This is a genomic window from Pseudoalteromonas sp. McH1-42 (genome assembly GCF_022347845.1).
GTDB classification, from domain to species: domain Bacteria; phylum Pseudomonadota; class Gammaproteobacteria; order Enterobacterales; family Alteromonadaceae; genus Pseudoalteromonas; species Pseudoalteromonas rubra_D.
The window spans coordinates 13,657-29,584 of sequence record NZ_JAKRFU010000032.1; the positions used below are offsets into that span (position 1 = coordinate 13,657).

General features: G+C 50.0%; 10 protein-coding genes. 3 read left to right on the forward strand and 7 right to left on the reverse strand.

Annotated elements, in window-relative coordinates:
• Nucleotides 1-14 precede the first annotated feature (14 nt).
• A complete protein-coding gene (locus tag MHN31_RS22020; RefSeq protein WP_125562760.1) occupies nt 15-569 on the reverse strand; it encodes a zf-TFIIB domain-containing protein in 555 nt (184 codons plus the stop codon).
• Nucleotides 570-768: 199 nt separating this feature from the next.
• On the opposite strand from MHN31_RS22020, the gene MHN31_RS22025 reads away from it, so the two are divergent.
• Complete coding sequence (locus MHN31_RS22025; RefSeq protein WP_239445330.1) at nt 769-1,644, forward strand: AraC family transcriptional regulator; 876 nt, start codon at nt 769-771, stop codon at nt 1,642-1,644.
• On the opposite strand, the gene MHN31_RS22030 is transcribed toward MHN31_RS22025, so the two are convergent.
• Nucleotides 1,622-3,073 carry a phosphomannomutase gene (locus MHN31_RS22030; protein WP_239445331.1) on the reverse strand — a complete coding sequence of 484 codons (1,452 nt, stop codon included), beginning with the start codon at nt 3,071-3,073 and terminating at the stop codon, nt 1,622-1,624. The two genes, MHN31_RS22025 and MHN31_RS22030, sit on opposite strands and share 23 nt — an antisense overlap.
• The gene (locus MHN31_RS22035; RefSeq protein WP_239445332.1) at nt 3,060-4,496 is read right to left on the reverse strand and encodes a mannose-1-phosphate guanylyltransferase/mannose-6-phosphate isomerase; all 1,437 of its coding nucleotides are present in this window, start codon (nt 4,494-4,496) and stop codon (nt 3,060-3,062) included. The genes MHN31_RS22030 and MHN31_RS22035 overlap by 14 nt, the downstream gene beginning before the upstream one ends.
• A gap of 254 nt (nt 4,497-4,750) precedes the next feature.
• Here MHN31_RS22035 and MHN31_RS22040 point away from each other — a divergent pair, with 254 nt between their 5' ends.
• Both MHN31_RS22040 and pbpC read left to right on the forward strand, forming a co-directional pair.
• Nucleotides 4,751-9,256 carry an MG2 domain-containing protein gene (locus MHN31_RS22040; protein WP_239445333.1) on the forward strand — a complete coding sequence of 1,502 codons (4,506 nt, stop codon included), beginning with the start codon at nt 4,751-4,753 and terminating at the stop codon, nt 9,254-9,256.
• Between the two features lie 20 nt (nt 9,257-9,276).
• Nucleotides 9,277-11,469, forward strand: a complete 2,193-nt coding sequence (gene pbpC, locus MHN31_RS22045; RefSeq protein WP_239445334.1) for a penicillin-binding protein 1C — start codon at nt 9,277-9,279, stop codon at nt 11,467-11,469.
• Between the two features lie 13 nt (nt 11,470-11,482).
• On the opposite strand, the gene MHN31_RS22050 is transcribed toward pbpC, so the two are convergent.
• From MHN31_RS22050 to MHN31_RS22065, 4 genes are all read right to left on the reverse strand, one after another.
• Complete coding sequence (locus tag MHN31_RS22050) at nt 11,483-11,857, reverse strand: hypothetical protein (RefSeq protein ID WP_010386894.1); 375 nt, start codon at nt 11,855-11,857, stop codon at nt 11,483-11,485.
• A gap of 163 nt (nt 11,858-12,020) precedes the next feature.
• Nucleotides 12,021-13,229: an FtsX-like permease family protein gene (locus tag MHN31_RS22055; protein ID WP_125562770.1), complete on the reverse strand. Its 1,209-nt coding sequence runs from the start codon at nt 13,227-13,229 to the stop codon at nt 12,021-12,023.
• A 10-nt stretch (nt 13,230-13,239) separates the two neighbouring features.
• Nucleotides 13,240-14,574 (reverse strand): ABC transporter permease, encoded by a 1,335-nt coding sequence (locus MHN31_RS22060; RefSeq protein WP_125562772.1) that lies wholly within the window; start codon nt 14,572-14,574, stop codon nt 13,240-13,242.
• A 142-nt stretch (nt 14,575-14,716) separates the two neighbouring features.
• Entirely contained in the window at nt 14,717-15,922 is a 1,206-nt protein-coding gene (locus MHN31_RS22065; RefSeq protein ID WP_194867930.1) for an FtsX-like permease family protein, read from the reverse strand.
• Nucleotides 15,923-15,928 lie beyond the last annotated feature (6 nt).

Genomic DNA, 15,928 nt, shown 5'->3' on the forward strand with positions numbered 1-15,928 from the left:
TTAACACAATGTGCCTAACGCTCGGCAGAATAGGGATCTTCTGCCATCAGATAAGCTCTCAGGTCGGCTTTCTGAGGATGATTATTCAACCACGTACGGGTCTCGCGCAATCGCTGGTAGGTTTCGTCACCAAACTTATCCTGATAGATATCGGCGAAGTTCTGCTGGCTGGTGTCTTCGCGGATTTGCTGTTGCCACTGCTGAGTAACCAGTTGATTTAGTGCGCCAGCCAGCCCCTCAGCTTTCAGCAAGTCCCATTCTCCTTTATCTAGCCAGATGCCGCCAGTGGCTACGCTGTAATCAACCCGATGTGCGCTATTTGCACTAATTCTGAATTTACGCATCAAAGTACCGGACACAGGGCAAATCAGCGCGCGTTTGCTATCTTCTGCCTCATCGCCAAACTCAATATGTTCCGCAAATTGATAGTCAGGATTACGCTCTTTCCAGGCAACATAATCTTCTATCAGGATCCAATCCCCCTGACAGTGGTCGCAGCTATGCGCCCGAAATAAGCCTTCAATGAACCCCGGGCGCAGCTGGCCTTCGCCACAACTAGTGCACTTCATGATGTCTCCCAATGTGTTTTCCATTTAATAAGCCAGAACAGTGTAAAGCAATTGACCTGTAGCCTCAATTTGCGAATTTCGACAAGTGCGCAAACATTATCAATCCTGTCTGATATACGCTGAGTTTCGTCGCCAACAACCCTGGTGTGCATCTTGAAGTGCTAAACTGACTAGCCTATAACCGAAGCGAGAAAGCATCATGACAACACGTATCGCCACACTCAACCACTATCAACAGCGTCTGCTGCGGGTGATTGATTATATGTATGATCATGTTGATCAGGATTTGGACGTAAACACACTGGCTGACGTGGCCTGTATGTCGTGTTACCACTTCCATCGCATATTTCGCGAGTTTATGGGTGAACCGGTGAACGCCACAGTAAGACGTATGCGCATGTTGAAAGCGGCATCCTACTTAGTTCGCAGCACACTCACTCAGCAGCAGATAGCAAAACGGGTAAACTATGGCAGCGTTGAAGCCTTTAACCGCGCATTCAGCCGTCATTATGGTATGACCCCCAATCAATTTCGCCAGCAACAGCTAAGCGATACTCTGCAAAGCGCTGCGTTTTATCCAGCTCAACCACAGGAGTACAACACCATGTACCAGGTAGAAAAAACGCAACAAAACGCATTAACCCTTATTGGCCTCGCTCATCAGGGAGACTATATGCAAATAGGAAAAACCTTCGAAAAACTCGGGATGATGGCAGGCAGTAAAGGCCTAATTAATGAGCAGACCCGTTACTTTGGCATTTACTATGACGATCCACAAACAGTAGTGCAGGACAATCTGCGGGCCATGGCCTGTATCACTTTGCCCCCAGGCACTGAGTTCGATCAAGACACCTTTGAGGCCGTCACCATTCCTGCGGGTAATTTGGTCTCACTGATTTTTAAAGGGGATTACAGTGAGCTGGAGCAATCCTACAACTGGCTGTTTGGCCAATGGCTACCGCAAAGTGGGCTGGAGCTGGTTGATTACCCTCCATTTGAGGAGTACCTGAATGATACTCGTGATACTGCACCGCAGGACTTGCTAACCCGGATCAACTGCCTGGTGCAGGCGTAGACAACTGCTGCGCCAACGCCCCCAACAGTGTCCTGACCAATTCACCTGCCTGTTGCTGCGATGATGCTTCGGTATAACAGCGCAGCTCAGGCGCATTGCCCGATTGCCTCAGGTGTACAACACAGTCATCATCGAGCAAAAAACGTACACCATCCAGAGTGCTCGCAACGGTGGCCACACAATCACACTTAAGCACATCGGCAAGCCTCTGCGGTTGTGTCTGCAATGTGGCTAACAACGAGTCTGAGCTGGCCCGTGTAACCCCTTGCAAACGATCGCTGGCAGTATAACGCATCGCATATTGACGCGTTAGCTGTGCCAATGTAGTGCCTCGTTGCTTGACCAGATACAAGATGGCCAGTAGCGGGAGTAATGCATCCCGGGTCGGCAAACGTTCAATGGCTTTACCGTTAATCATAATATCTGTGCCCAGCAAAAACCCTCCATTGGCTTCAAACCCGGCAACTGTGGGGTATATGTCAGCTAAATGAGTCAGTTGCTCAATCACATATGGAGAGCCTATTCGTGTGCGCCTAACCTGCTTGAACTCTCCACACAGCTCCAGTGAGGTGTTACAGTTCAGCGGCACGCTCAGCGCCTCAATACCCAGTGCTTTGGCACACAACAGGCCCAGTATATCGCCTCTGAGCCAATGCCCTGAATGGTCGGCTATCATGGGTCTGTCACCGTCGCCATCCGTACTGAATAACAAATCTAAATGATGCTCCCTGGTCCATTGCAAGGCAAGGGATTTATCCTGCTCGCTGACAGCTTCAGTATCAATCGGGACAAACTCACTACTGCGCCCCAGGCAAATTACCTTCGCGCCCAGTGCCTCTAGCACAGCAACGTATAAATCACGCCCGGCGCTGGTGTGCTGATACACACCAATGGTCAGCCCGGCGCATAAGTCAGCCGGAAAAACATCCAGCATACGAGATAAATACGGCGCACTTATCTTATGATCGGGGTCTGGCAGAGGTTGCATGTTTATTGGGCTTGGGACAGCCCGACAAGCCACAATAGCCGCTTCATCGGCTTTGTCTATTTCACCATAGGGGTGATAAAACTTAAGTCCATTGCGATCAAAGGGGATATGACTGCCAGTCACCATGACCGCAGCCCTCTTACTTCGTTGTGCATACAAGGCCAATGCAGGCGTTGGCAACACCCCGGCAAACTGCACTGTCACCCCTAAAGCATGTAACGCACTGACACAATATTGCGCTATCTTCGGGCTGGAAGGACGGTTATCCATCCCCACCACAACACCACTAAAGCCATAACGTGGTTTTAGTTGTGCAATCATAGCAACCATAAAAGCCTGACACACCTGAGCCGTAAACCCGTCATTAAGCCCTCTGGCACCACTGGTACCAAACTGAATACCACTTTGCGCAATGATCTCTGTGCAATTAGCTGTTGTCATGCGGCCCTCTGGTATAATCATCCTCAAACCGGATAATGTCATCTTCCTCCAAATAACTGCCCGATTGCACCTCTATCAGTTGTAAATCAACTTTACCGGGATTGCTGAGCCGATGTACCACAGTTGCAGGAATAAACACCGACTGATCCTCGCATAATAAGCGACGCTCTTCACCGATCTCCACTTCAGCAGTGCCTGACACAACCACCCAATGTTCCGCCCGGTGATAGTGCAATTGTCGCGACAAGCTGTGTCCGGGCCTGACCGTGATCCGCTTGACCAAAAAGCGCTGATCCTGATCAACAATGTCATACTTGCCCCAGGGTCGGTAAACTTCTCTGTGGTCTGTTACTTGCGCTAATTCACGATCTTTCAGCTCATCCACCAATGACTTAATCGTCTGACTCTGATTGCGGTGGGCCACCAACAAGGCATCTTTGGTATCAACGACCACCAGATCCTGCACTCCTACTGTCGCCACCAAGCGATCCTGTGCGAGGACGAGGTTATCCCGCGTATTCAGCGCCATGACATTCCCGATATGGGCATTGTTCTGGGAGTCTTTGCTCAGTGTTTGCCAAAGCGCTTCGAAGCTCCCGATGTCGTTCCACTGCGCATTTAGGGGAACGACTGCAGCATGCTCGGTATGCTCCATTACGGCATAGTCTATTGATTCAGAAGGAGCGGCTAAAAACGCCTCACGATTGACTCGGGTAAAATCCAGATCAACTTGCGGCTCTGCCATCGCCTGCTCACAAGCCTGCAAAATATCAGGTCTGTACTGCGCCAACTCTTTTAAGTAATCACTTGCTCGAAATAAAAATAAGCCACTGTTCCAGAAATAACCGCCTTGCTCAAGATAACCCTGTGCTGTTTGCTCGTCAGGCTTTTCGATAAACGCAGCTACCTCAGCGCCTATATCATCGCCGGCATCATGAGTAAGGGGCGAGCCACATTTAATGTATCCGTACCCTGTATGCGGGCTGTCGGGCGCAATACCAAAGGTCACCAATTTGCCTCCCTGCGCCAAAGCCAAACCCCGTTCAATACTCTGGCGGAATGCCGAGACATCACCAATGTAATGATCTGACGCCAGTACAAGCAATATTGGATCGTCACCATTTTTGCAGGCTTTGAGCGCTGCCAGTGCAATGGCCGGTGCCGTGTTGCGCCCTTCTGGTTCTAGTATAATCCCACCAGCCTGATAGCCTATGGCGCGCATTTGCTCAGCACAAATAAACCGGTGTACTTCATTGCAAATCACCAATGCTGGCTGATTGCTGCCTGGCTCAAGCCTCAGCAAGGTGTCCTGTAAAAGCGTATGCTCAGAACCCAGCTGTAAAAACTGTTTGGGGTAGCGTTCGCGCGACATGGGCCATAGCCGGGTTCCGGAGCCGCCACACAAAATAACCGGTAATATCATATTTACTCCCCCAGACATACTACACATATCACTGTTCAACTGTACCAATTCACCATTTTACTCTCAGTGTATCTGCCGGGGCAATGCTTCGTGCTTCACTCACGGTTCACGCTGATGTACTACACTCTGTTATCGCGTTACTGACCCCCAGATTGATAATCCGATGTATGATATGATCTTACGACGCCGTTACTGGCAACCAAGGAACTATCCAAAACCCAGCTGCACCCTGTGCAGGCCCAAGGAGCTTTAACATGTCGGGTAAGACCCCCTTTCATTCCATCGCTGTGTTTGTTTTCTTTTTTGTCTTCTTATTACAAGCGGGCATTCAAGCTCACGCCAAAGTCATGCAGCAACCTAAACTGGCCATTGTTGGTTCGGGACCTGTGGTCGCCAAAGGATCCAACCAGTCTATTCCAATTACCTATCAACACATCGATGCTGTGGATGTGGAATTGCTGCGGCTCAACAGTGCGCACGACTTTCTTAGCCGTTACTACCTGACAGACAAGCTCTATCCCAGCTCTCTGGATAGACTGCAATACGCCTACGACAGTGTCTTTGCTGACCGATTTACATTGCCCACCAGTACCAAAAAAGGTACTCAGTCAGCCCGATTACCCATTCCCAAATCCCTGCTCAGCGGCTGGTATATCATCGTATTAAAAGCCCCTGGCATGTTTAATGATTTACAGGCAAAGCACCTGTTACTGACTGATTTGGGTATACAGGCCAAAGTGTTTAAACGCCATGCCAGCTTTCAGGTCAATCGGCTATCCAATGGGCTGCCAGTCGCAGGCGCCAGGGTTAAAGCCTACCGCAAGCATGAACTACTGCGCGAGGCCAAAACCGATACCCAGGGTGCCGTGCATTTCGACATCACACTGAACCGTGATGACATCATCGTTGCTGAGTACGGTGAGCAGGACGAACCTGATCTGGCATTGTTGCCCATCAAGGAAGTCCCGCTGGATTTATCCGAATACCAGATTGGTGGTCGACCCTATCAGGAGCAGGAAGCCTACATATACAGCAACCGAGATCTGGTTAAACCGGGTGAAGCTTTACCCGTGAACATTCTTTTGCGAGATGCCGATGGCGTCGCAATTGTCGATCAACCCGTTACGCTAAGCGTAACCAACCCCTTACAAGAGGAAATGCTTCGCGAGCAACTGAGCCCTCAACAGGGCGGCTTCTTTAGTAAGCGCCTGCATACAGGAAAAAGCTGGCCTACCGGACGCTATAAAGTGTCGGTAATGCTCGACCCCACTGCTCAGTCCGCAATCGGTCATTTTGAATTTCAATTGGAAGAGTTTGTGCCTGAGCGAATGGATTTAACCTTCAGCGGACAACAGCCATTTGTCAATGCAGGCTCCTCTATGGCGGTCTCAGTACATGGGCGTTACTTGTTTGGCAGCCCAGCCGCAGGCAATACGTTAAAAGCCAGTTTGGTTCATCGTGCCGTGCGTCATTATACGGGTCCCTATGCCGATTTTTTTGTGGGCGAAGATTTTTACCTGAGCAATCGGTTTCAGACCCTGCCTGATCAGCACTTATCCGAGCAGGGAACACTGGCACTGACCCTCCCCACAGTGCCTGCCGGGGCGCTCAAAAGTCCAGTAAAAACCCAAGTCAATTTAAGCCTGCTAGAGTCCGGCGGTGCAGCGGTGCAACGCCAGCTAAGTTACACCAGCTGGAAATCCCACCCGCTACCAGCGGTGAAACCCGCACAGGCGGAGTTTAAATACGCCACGGACGCAGAGTTTGAACTGGCGCTGTTGAGTCCAGATGGTCAGCAGCTAACAAGTGGTCAGCTGGAAGTCGAACTCAGTTACGACCAGGGTCGTTACTTCTGGTTTTATGAGGAAGGCATAGGCTGGCGTCGTCAGTCTCAGCCACAGTGGCGCAGTGAAGCCAGACAAACCGTCAAGCTAAACCAGAACACTCACACAGTGCGCTTCCCTGTCAACTGGGGCAACTATAGGCTAACCGTCACTGACGTAAACAGTCAGATTAAAACCGTTTATGACTTTTACGCTGGCTGGTATCGGGGTTATCAGCAACTTAAGGCCAAACCACAACATCTCACTGTGCAACTGGATAAAACCCATTATCGGGCCGGCGAAGTCGTAACGGTCGAATTGGAGGCCCCGGCTGATGGGCAACTGCAATTGGCGCTGGAGACTGATAAAGTGCTGTGGTCACAAAGTCACACCGTACGCAAAGGAAAGACGACGCTGCGCGTGCCTTTAGATCAAACGTTGGCTCGTCACGACCTGTACCTCAGTGCGACCTTGCTCAGTGGCCAATCCAGCGCGCTGCAGCGTCATTTTGGGATTGTCCCTGTTAAGCTAGCGCGCAAAGATCGCGAGCTGGTACTTGGCCTGACTTTACCAGACAAGATAGAGCCTCTCAAACCGCTCACAGTCGAGATCCAGGCTAGCAATATGGCGGAAACTGAGGCCAGCAATAGCTGGGTAACTTTGTCCATCGTTGATAAAGGGATCCTGAACCTGAGCCGCTATTACCCGGTAGACCCGCATCATTACCTGTTTAATCAACGTCGTTACGGAGGTGATGTGGTTGATTTGTACTCTCGACGCTATGATAACCGCCCCGACCCGTTTGCACAGTCCCGCTTTGGCAGTGACAGCAATGAACGCAGTGATAACAGAAATGATAACCTGGTCGAAAGCAAAACCGTGATCCTGATGACTCAACCGGTGCAACTGATTGACGGCAAAGCGAGCATCACGCTCGATATGCCAGACTACAACGGCGAAGTTCAAATCGTCGCGACCGCTTTCAATCAATCTCAGGTAGGTCACTACGTCGACTCCCGACCGGTCAGCACCCCTGTTATTTCAGAGCTCAGCGTTCCGCGCTTTTTAGTCCCGGGCGATGAAACTTCCGTCACACTGGACTTGCATAACGTCAGTGGCCGAAAGCAGACCTTGTCCGTCAGCCTCCAGCCTTCTGGCCCTGTTCAGTTTACCGCAGACACTTCTTTCACAGTGACGCTGGACGACCAGGCACATTGGCACAAAACCCTTCGCCTGGTGGTTGCCAACGCTCCCTTGTCACACACTGCAACCGTGCAAATTGAGTTGCAGAGTGCGGATATCACACAAACACGCAGCTGGTCTGTGCCCGTCAAAGCCATTGAGCCTGACATAGTACAGGCCACCAGTCTGGTACTCTCTCCCGGACAGAGCCATCAAATCAGCCCGGCACTTTGGCAAGGATTACATGTCGATAAGGCAAATGCAGGTACCCTTTACGCCAGTCATACGCCCAGATTACCTATCCGGGAATATGCCACCGCTTTGCGTGCCTACCCTTATGGCTGTGCAGAGCAGACCACCAGTAAAGCCTGGCCGTTTCTACTTAAGCACCCGCAGCTTGATGGTGCTTTACAACAAGCACTGCAGAGCAAACAGGCAGAAGCTGAACAACTAAACGACCCTCGCACACTGGTCAGTCAGGCAGTGCAACAGCTTAAGACCATGCAAAAACCCAATGGTGGTTTTGCTCTGTGGGATAGCCAGGGCACAGAACATCCCTGGTTAAGTGCTTACGTCACAGAGTTTTTAACTGAGGCGCAAAACCGTTTTCCAGGCACAGTTCCACAAAGTATGCTTAACCGAGCACACTATCGTATGCTCAGATACACCCGAGATAACCTGGTCGATGACCTCAGCCAGGACGCGTATGAAGCAACCGCGGCAAAAAGCTTTGCGGCTTATCTGGCCAGTGAGCGCGGCCAGGTAAGCTACAGCGACTTAGAGTCCTTGCGGATCACCGATTATCCGTCCAGGTTAAGCATACTGCATATGGCGTCGGCCCTGGCCAATGTCGGTGCGACCCAACAGGCAGCGTTACTGCTCAGGCAAGCCAGCACACTTAATCGTACTGACACCTACATTGCCGATTACGGCTCTGTGCTGCGTGACGATGCACAGTCCGCCCTGATATTGACGAAACTGGCAAAGCATACCGCACTACGCACTCAGTCACGTGCACTACAGGCAAGCTTGCTAGAGCAACTGCCAGATCAAGCCCTGAAAACCTGGCTCAGCACGCAAGAGCGTGCCGCTTTGCTGCGTACTGCCGTACACGTCAATAAGGCCGACCCAGATAACCCCGTGCGACTGGAAATCAATGACCAGCAATTGCAGCACCCTGCGGTGATCAGTCATACACTTGCGCAAACGATGACACTACGCAACCCACATGACGAACCAGTTTATGTCCAATTGATGGCGAAAGGCCGTCTCAAACTGGATCCCAGTATCGCTAATGAGATTAGTCCGTTTAACACCCTGAAAACCAAGCGGATGGTCAGACGCCTGTTTGACTTAAATGGCCAACCTTTAGATAAGACCCGTTTTAAAGTCGGCGAGCGCGTGGTCGTAGTGCTTGATTTACAGACCAAAGAGCCCGTACCGGATGCACTCTTAATTGAGCGTATACCCGCAGGATTTGTACTTGAGAACCCGGCTTTAATGCAAGGATTTCCGGTTTCACAGTTACTGCCTGAGCACGTCACATTGACCTCCACAGAGCACACTGAGTACCGTAATGATCGATATGTTGCGGCACTCAAGCTCACGACCCAAAAATACCAGTTTGCTTATGTACTCCGAGCAGAAACCCCCGGGGTTTACCAGGTACCACCCAGTTACCTGGAATCTATGTACCGGCCCCATAAACATGTCATTTACTGGCAGTACCCCTATCAGTTAGAGGTCGAGCGCTGATATGTCACAAGGGCACCAATGTGATATCCGCTAGGCAAATACGACTGTGCAGGAATCCCAGCCTAATTATTCTGGCAATTGGGGGGTTGGGTCTGCTGCTACTGAGCTGGCTAGACTGGCGATACCCATTACCCCAGCCCTACCCGGATGGTCCTGCCACAGTGGTTACGGCGCGCGATGGACAACAGTTACGCGCCTTTAGCGACAACCAAGGCGTGCATCGCTATCAGATTTCTCTGGAGCAAGTTGATCCATTTTATATAACTGCCCTGCTAGATTACGAAGATCGCTGGTTTTACTATCACCCCGGCGTCAACCCACTGGCACTGTGCAGAGCACTGTGGCAATGGCTGGCCAATGGCCGGATTATTTCTGGCGGTTCAACCCTGACCATGCAGGTAGCCCGGCTACTTGACCCACATGAACGCTCGATTTCTGGGAAACTAAAGCAAATTGCCAGAGCCATACAGCTGGAATGGCACTATAGCAAAACAGAGATCCTGACTTTGTATCTCAACCTGGCACCATTTGGCGGGAATATCGAGGGCGTAGAAGCCGCATCGCGACATTACTTTAATAAACCTGCCAGGTACTTATCGATTAACCAATCAGCCTTATTAGTCGTATTACCCCAAAAACCGTCTTACAACCGCCCGGATCGTTACCCTGATCGTGCCAGAGCTATGCGTAACAAAGTACTTCGACGACTGGCCGACAGCCAACTTGTGGATACCGAGCAGCTCACGCTATTGAGTCAGGAGCCAGTTCTCTTATCCTCTGACACCCACCCCCCGTTGGCGCCGTTGTTAAGCCGTGAGCTCAAACGCCAATACCCACGTCAACATGTGATCCGTACCACTTTAGATCATACGCTACAACAGCGCCTCAGCAAGCTACTGGCGAATACAAAACACAGATTAACCGGCAAAAGTTCAGCTGCCGTTCTGATAGTGCATAATCAGCGCGCTGAAGTATTGGCATACCAAGGTTCTGTTGATTTTCACGATGACAGCCGGTTCGCTCATGTCGACATGATCCGCGCGGTGCGTTCCCCCGGTTCAACATTAAAACCCTTTATTTATGGGCTGGGACTGGATCTGGGCCTGATCCACAGTCAAAGCCTGATGAGCGATATCCCCAGCAACTTTGATGGCTATAAGCCGCAAAACCTGACCGGACAATTTAATGGGCCAGTGAGCGCCAGCAAAGCTTTGCAGCACTCTCTCAATGTGCCGGCGATTCAGTTGCTACATAGGATCGGTGCCGAGCGCTTTGAACGGCAGCTGAGCAATGCCCGGATTAAGCTGCATCATCAGCATGCTAACCTCGCTGTCGGACTGGGTGGCACCGGGATTGAATTGATCGAACTGGCGCGCTTATATCGCGCACTGGCAAGTCAGGGCAAAGTACGTGAGTTATCTCTTGTCGCACATAACCCCCGTTATCCGCGCGCGGATTATTCTTTGCTTTCTCCTGCTGCCAGCTGGATCACATTTGAGATGCTTAGTCAGTTGTCGGCACCGGATCGGGTCGTCCCCAGCAATCGTCGCAAAATCGCCTGGAAAACCGGCACCAGCTATGGTTACCGGGATTTCTGGGCAGTTGGCGTCAGCGCAGACTACACGGTGGCAGTCTGGGTCGGTCGCCCTGATGCCAGCCCGATAGTCGGATATTTGGGAGCAACACGCGCTGCGCCTTTGATGTTTGACGTATTCGACTTACTTCCAGCAGATGTACATCGCCTGGCTTTACCTGATCAGGTCAAGCCAGTACAGATCTGCTGGCCGGGTGGTCTGGCACATCAAAATACCCCTGACAAGGCTTGCCATACACAATTATCAGCCTACACCCTCAATGGCATGACACCACCCACAATGCACAGCCAGGGACATTTTGTTACAGAACCAGGCTGGCCTGACGACCTTGCCAGCTGGCTAGCACGGAATAATACCCCCACTCAACAGGCTGGCAACGACCAGATACGTATCGTCCAGCCACGCACTGGTCAGCATTATTATCGTCAGCAAGTATCAAAAATAGAGTTAACGGTATCGGGGGGAGGTGATCCGCAAAATAATGCAGTTCGCTGGTATATCAATCATGAACCACATGCCTCAACCACGCTGCCTTTGTCTGATTATCAGGGCAATGTGGTGATCACGGCTTGCTTTGCTGAGCACTGTGACCAACAAAACATTGTCATACATCCCTAAGATAGGTACCACATTATTGCATTGCGGTTTTTAGATAGCCCACCACAGTGTGTAAATCAACCAGGCGTTGTTGTGCTTCTTCTTTGCTTATTCCCTGGATGGCTTCATAATCATCAAGGAAGATGGCACTGTCATAATCACCCGTTGTGGCGTTTTTAACGTACACCAGTACGTAGCAATAACGCAAAATGGAATCCAGATAGCGGAAGAATTCGATGTCGTCGGCGCTGAGCTCCGGTTTTACCCCGCTACCAAGCCGATTAATAAACACCTGTTTAACATAAACACTTTGACTTCCCTTTATGTACTTAACAACACCGTAACAGCCACTGTTATTTATTGATTCAGAGAAGATATCTGCGACTGGAAGTAAGTCTGGCTGATGCATAATCCCGTTCCTGATAACATTAGTTTCATATAATGTTAGAACAAAATTACAAAATGACTATAAAATGACATTAATAAAACCCCAAAAGAGTGCATAAGCCCCCTTTTGGGGAAAGTTTAACCTGGCTGTGAGGCTACTACATTAAGTGTGTTGCCTGAGTCTGTTAGACACTGCGAGTTGCCAGCGCCGGAGACACTCTGGCCGCCATCCAGGCAGGCTGACACACTGCCAGTTGACCAACAATCAGAATAACCCCTGCGACTTGAAGTAAATAAATAACGGGTACTGGCGCCATATCAAAGTGATTAACCAGCTGAACATTCGCAAGCAGCGCGCAGATCACACCTAGCACAATGCCGATAAAGGTCACAATCGCATTCTCTGCCATACAGTAACGTAAAATGTCTCCCCGACTGGCGCCCAGTGCCCTACGCGTACCTATTTGTTTGCGACGCTTTACAATGGTAAAACGCGCCTGACCAAAAATGCCCAGCAATGTCAGAAGCACCAGCCCCACAATGACCCAGTACAGAGTCTTGATTGCCGCAGTCTCGGATTTGAACTTATCTTCACGCATCTGCTGATAGTCCATCAGTTTATCCAAATGGCGACCCGGTGTCTTCATTAGCTGCTCTACGACTTGTAGTTTTGCCTGCTCAAGATCCCCTGCCCGGGCGCGCACCAGGACCTTATAATTGTTGCTGATGTGTCGTAACGGAACCAATACCGTATTGGCATGAGAGTACCAGCCAGGCCAGACAGATTTCAACTCTTTGACCACGCCCTTCACAATATAAGGCTCATAATTCAAATACACAGTAGTGCCCAATATCGCACGCCAGTCATCCGGGTAAAAGCGCTCAGCAAACCCTTTAGACACAATCGCTTGTGTGACATTTGCACTAAAATCTATCGAGTCTTGTACCTCACCTTCTGTCGGTGCCTCACCTGCAATTAACTCCAGCCCCATCGTGTCGATGGCATGCTCATCTCCGGTGTAGTAACCCGTGTAGATATTCATGTCTTCATCAGTTGGACCTAACCCGGTCAGTGCATAGCTACCCCAGTCGCTCAAAGGAAATGCATTCATGACAGTCACATTTTCAACACTGGATAAGCTACGAATATCCCGTAAATCCTGTTTAACCAGCGCGATCATTTCTTCCGGTTCACTGCTTTGTACGTTGGTCTGGAATGTGAAAATCACATCTTCATCCAGTCCACTTGGCTCAATCAGCAGTGCTTCCTTTTGGATGATCAGATATACCGCATTCACCAAAATCGTAAAAGTTACGGCAATTTGCAATATCAATAAGAGCGGCGCGGATTTAGCACGCCACAATGTGGTCAGTATCGGTTTTAAGTCATTCATTGTCTGGCTCCTATAAACTCTTTAACTGAGCTGAAGGCTGCGTTTGCGCCGCCCGATAGATTGGCCACAAGCCAAACAAAGTGCTACTCAGCACCGCCAGAACAACGGTCATCACCACCAGTGGCAAACTCATCTGCATTAGACCCGCGGGCAAATGTGCAAATATATCTGCAGTTATGCGCAGACCCAGTTGTGCCAAGGCCAGCCCCAGGAATCCCCCTAAAATGCCAATCAACACAGTTTCACAACCGAACTGCAGTGCGATGTGTTGCTTACTGGCCCCCACAGCTCTGCGTAAACCCACCTCTGCGCCTTTGCCGTAAAACTTTATCAACATCAGGCCCATACAATTAAGCAGACAAGCCACAAGAAATGCAGCGGCTAGCCAGACAGCAATAAAGTCGTCGTCTTCCACCACCTGATCTTCAATCAGCGACTCAGTAATATTGAAAATCTTACTCAGATTCTCCCGCGCAAATCGCCCACCACTTTTTTGCTCTTCCACATAGGCATTAATATAATCCATGTAGTCGCCGCGTTGCGTAGCCGCTTCCAGTTCAACCCAGTAGCGGATCCATACGCACTCAGATGCCAGGAAAGTTTCCAGTGTGCCATCACCCAATGGCGCCCAGCATTGCCAGCCCATTTCACCTTTCGACAACAGGTTATTGTTGACCTGAAACTGAAAGGGGGTGAACAAAGGGAAAGGCAAATTATGCGCATGATGTGGCCCATGAAATACCTGCGGAAGCGGAGACCAGCTGTCAATGACTCCAACTATTCTTGCCAGATGATTTCCGATATACAGGTGCTGCCCGACTGAATTAGCACCTGAGAACAACCGGTCGTTTGTTTGCTTGTCCAGGATCACCAATGCAGCCCCATCTCGGTCTTCCTGATCTGACCAGGGGGCACCATATAAAAACGGCACGTTAAACATGGCAAAAAAGTCATTGTTGACGGAGTTGAAGCGCAACATTTTGGCCTCTTTGTCAGTTTGACTTTCGCTGCGCACCATACTTTTGTACATCACCGCCGCACTTTGTCGCAGGCCTTTGCTGTCCCCTAACAAATTCATGGTATCCATATAGGTCAGCATAGGTGGGATCACTTCCTCTCCTTTTGCCAATTGATACGCTTTATCCGGGCTCCAGCTACTAAGGCGTACGGAGAAAACCCGATCACTTTTTTCGGGTAAGGGATCTTGTGCCATCATGATGCTGACGGTCGAGGTGATCATGGTGGCTGCAATCCCCATCGCTATCGTGCCAATCATCAGAATGCTTAACAAAGGCGTCTTTTTGAGACTAAGCCAGGCAAGTTTAAAGTAGTAACCGATTAACATACCCACCCCCAAGGGACAGATTGAAAAGTGGCTGAAATAGGTACAAACAAGTTTGACCGAGTTGAATTGGGCAGCATACTTATTCCTTTATTATTTTAATTGTATTTCCTTTCAATTCAGGTCACATCATGTGACCTGAACTTTAAACACTGCGTGTCGCCAGCGCTGGCGAAACACGCGCAGCCTGCCATGCAGGCTGAAACACAGCACATTGACCAGCAAGCAGAATTATCACTGCGCCCGCCGTCAAATAATCAGCTGGTACCGGCATGAGACCGAAATAGCTCACCAGCTGCGTATTGACCAACACAGCACAGATCATACCAAGGACCACACCAATCAAAGTCACTATAAAATTCTCTAACATATAGTAACGCAACACCTGAAACTGATTCGCCCCCAGCGCGCGACGGGTGCCAATTTGTTTACGGCGCTTCAGAATGGCAAACCGGGCCTGACCGAAAATGGCCAGCATAGTCAGGATCAATAACCCCACCAGAACAAGCTGCAACGTTTGCAATTCAGCAACGTCTGTTCGGTAGCTTTCCTCTCGGGTCTGAGTGAACGGCTTCAGCTTATCAATTTGCCTGCCAGGCGTCATGAGCAGCAGATCTTTAACATCCAGTATTGCCTGATCAAGCGTGTCTGCCTGTGCTTTTACCATAATGCCCACTTTGTCCCGAACCTCAAATGTGGGGGACAGTACAGCATGATCAAAAAGTCGCCAAAAGCTCCAGACCGCCTTGAGGTCGTCCACAACACCGATCACCTGCTGTGGTTCATTGTGCACATACAGCGTCTTGCCCAGCACTTCGCGCCAGTTATCCGGGTGTAATGTTTGTGCGAGTGCTTTGGAGATTAGAACCTTTCCGCCTGATCGTGCACCAAAAAAAGAGTGCGAGACGTCACTTCTTTCAAACCATTGACCTGCAACTAGTTGCAAACCCAAGGTATCGAGGCTGTCATAGTTACTGCCGTAATATCCGCTTGAGGTGAGCTTATCTTCATCAGCCGGGCCATAGCCAATATCGACGGAGCGACCAAACCCACTCAGTGGCACAGAGGTCACAGGGATAGCATTATCAACACTGTCCAGGCTCTTAATATCGCGTACTACTTGCTCAAACTCAGCAACACGAGCCTCACCGGTTTCCTGTAAGTTAATAAATAAGGAAAACACCTGCTGTTCATTGACACCACTGGGTGCTGTCACTTTTTCGTGCTTTTGCATCACCATATAAACGGCATTGACAAAAATGGTAAATGTCACGGCTATCTGTAACACCAACAGCAAAGGAGACGTTTTACTGTGCCAAAGAGATTTAAGAATGACGGTAAAATCCTTCATGACTTC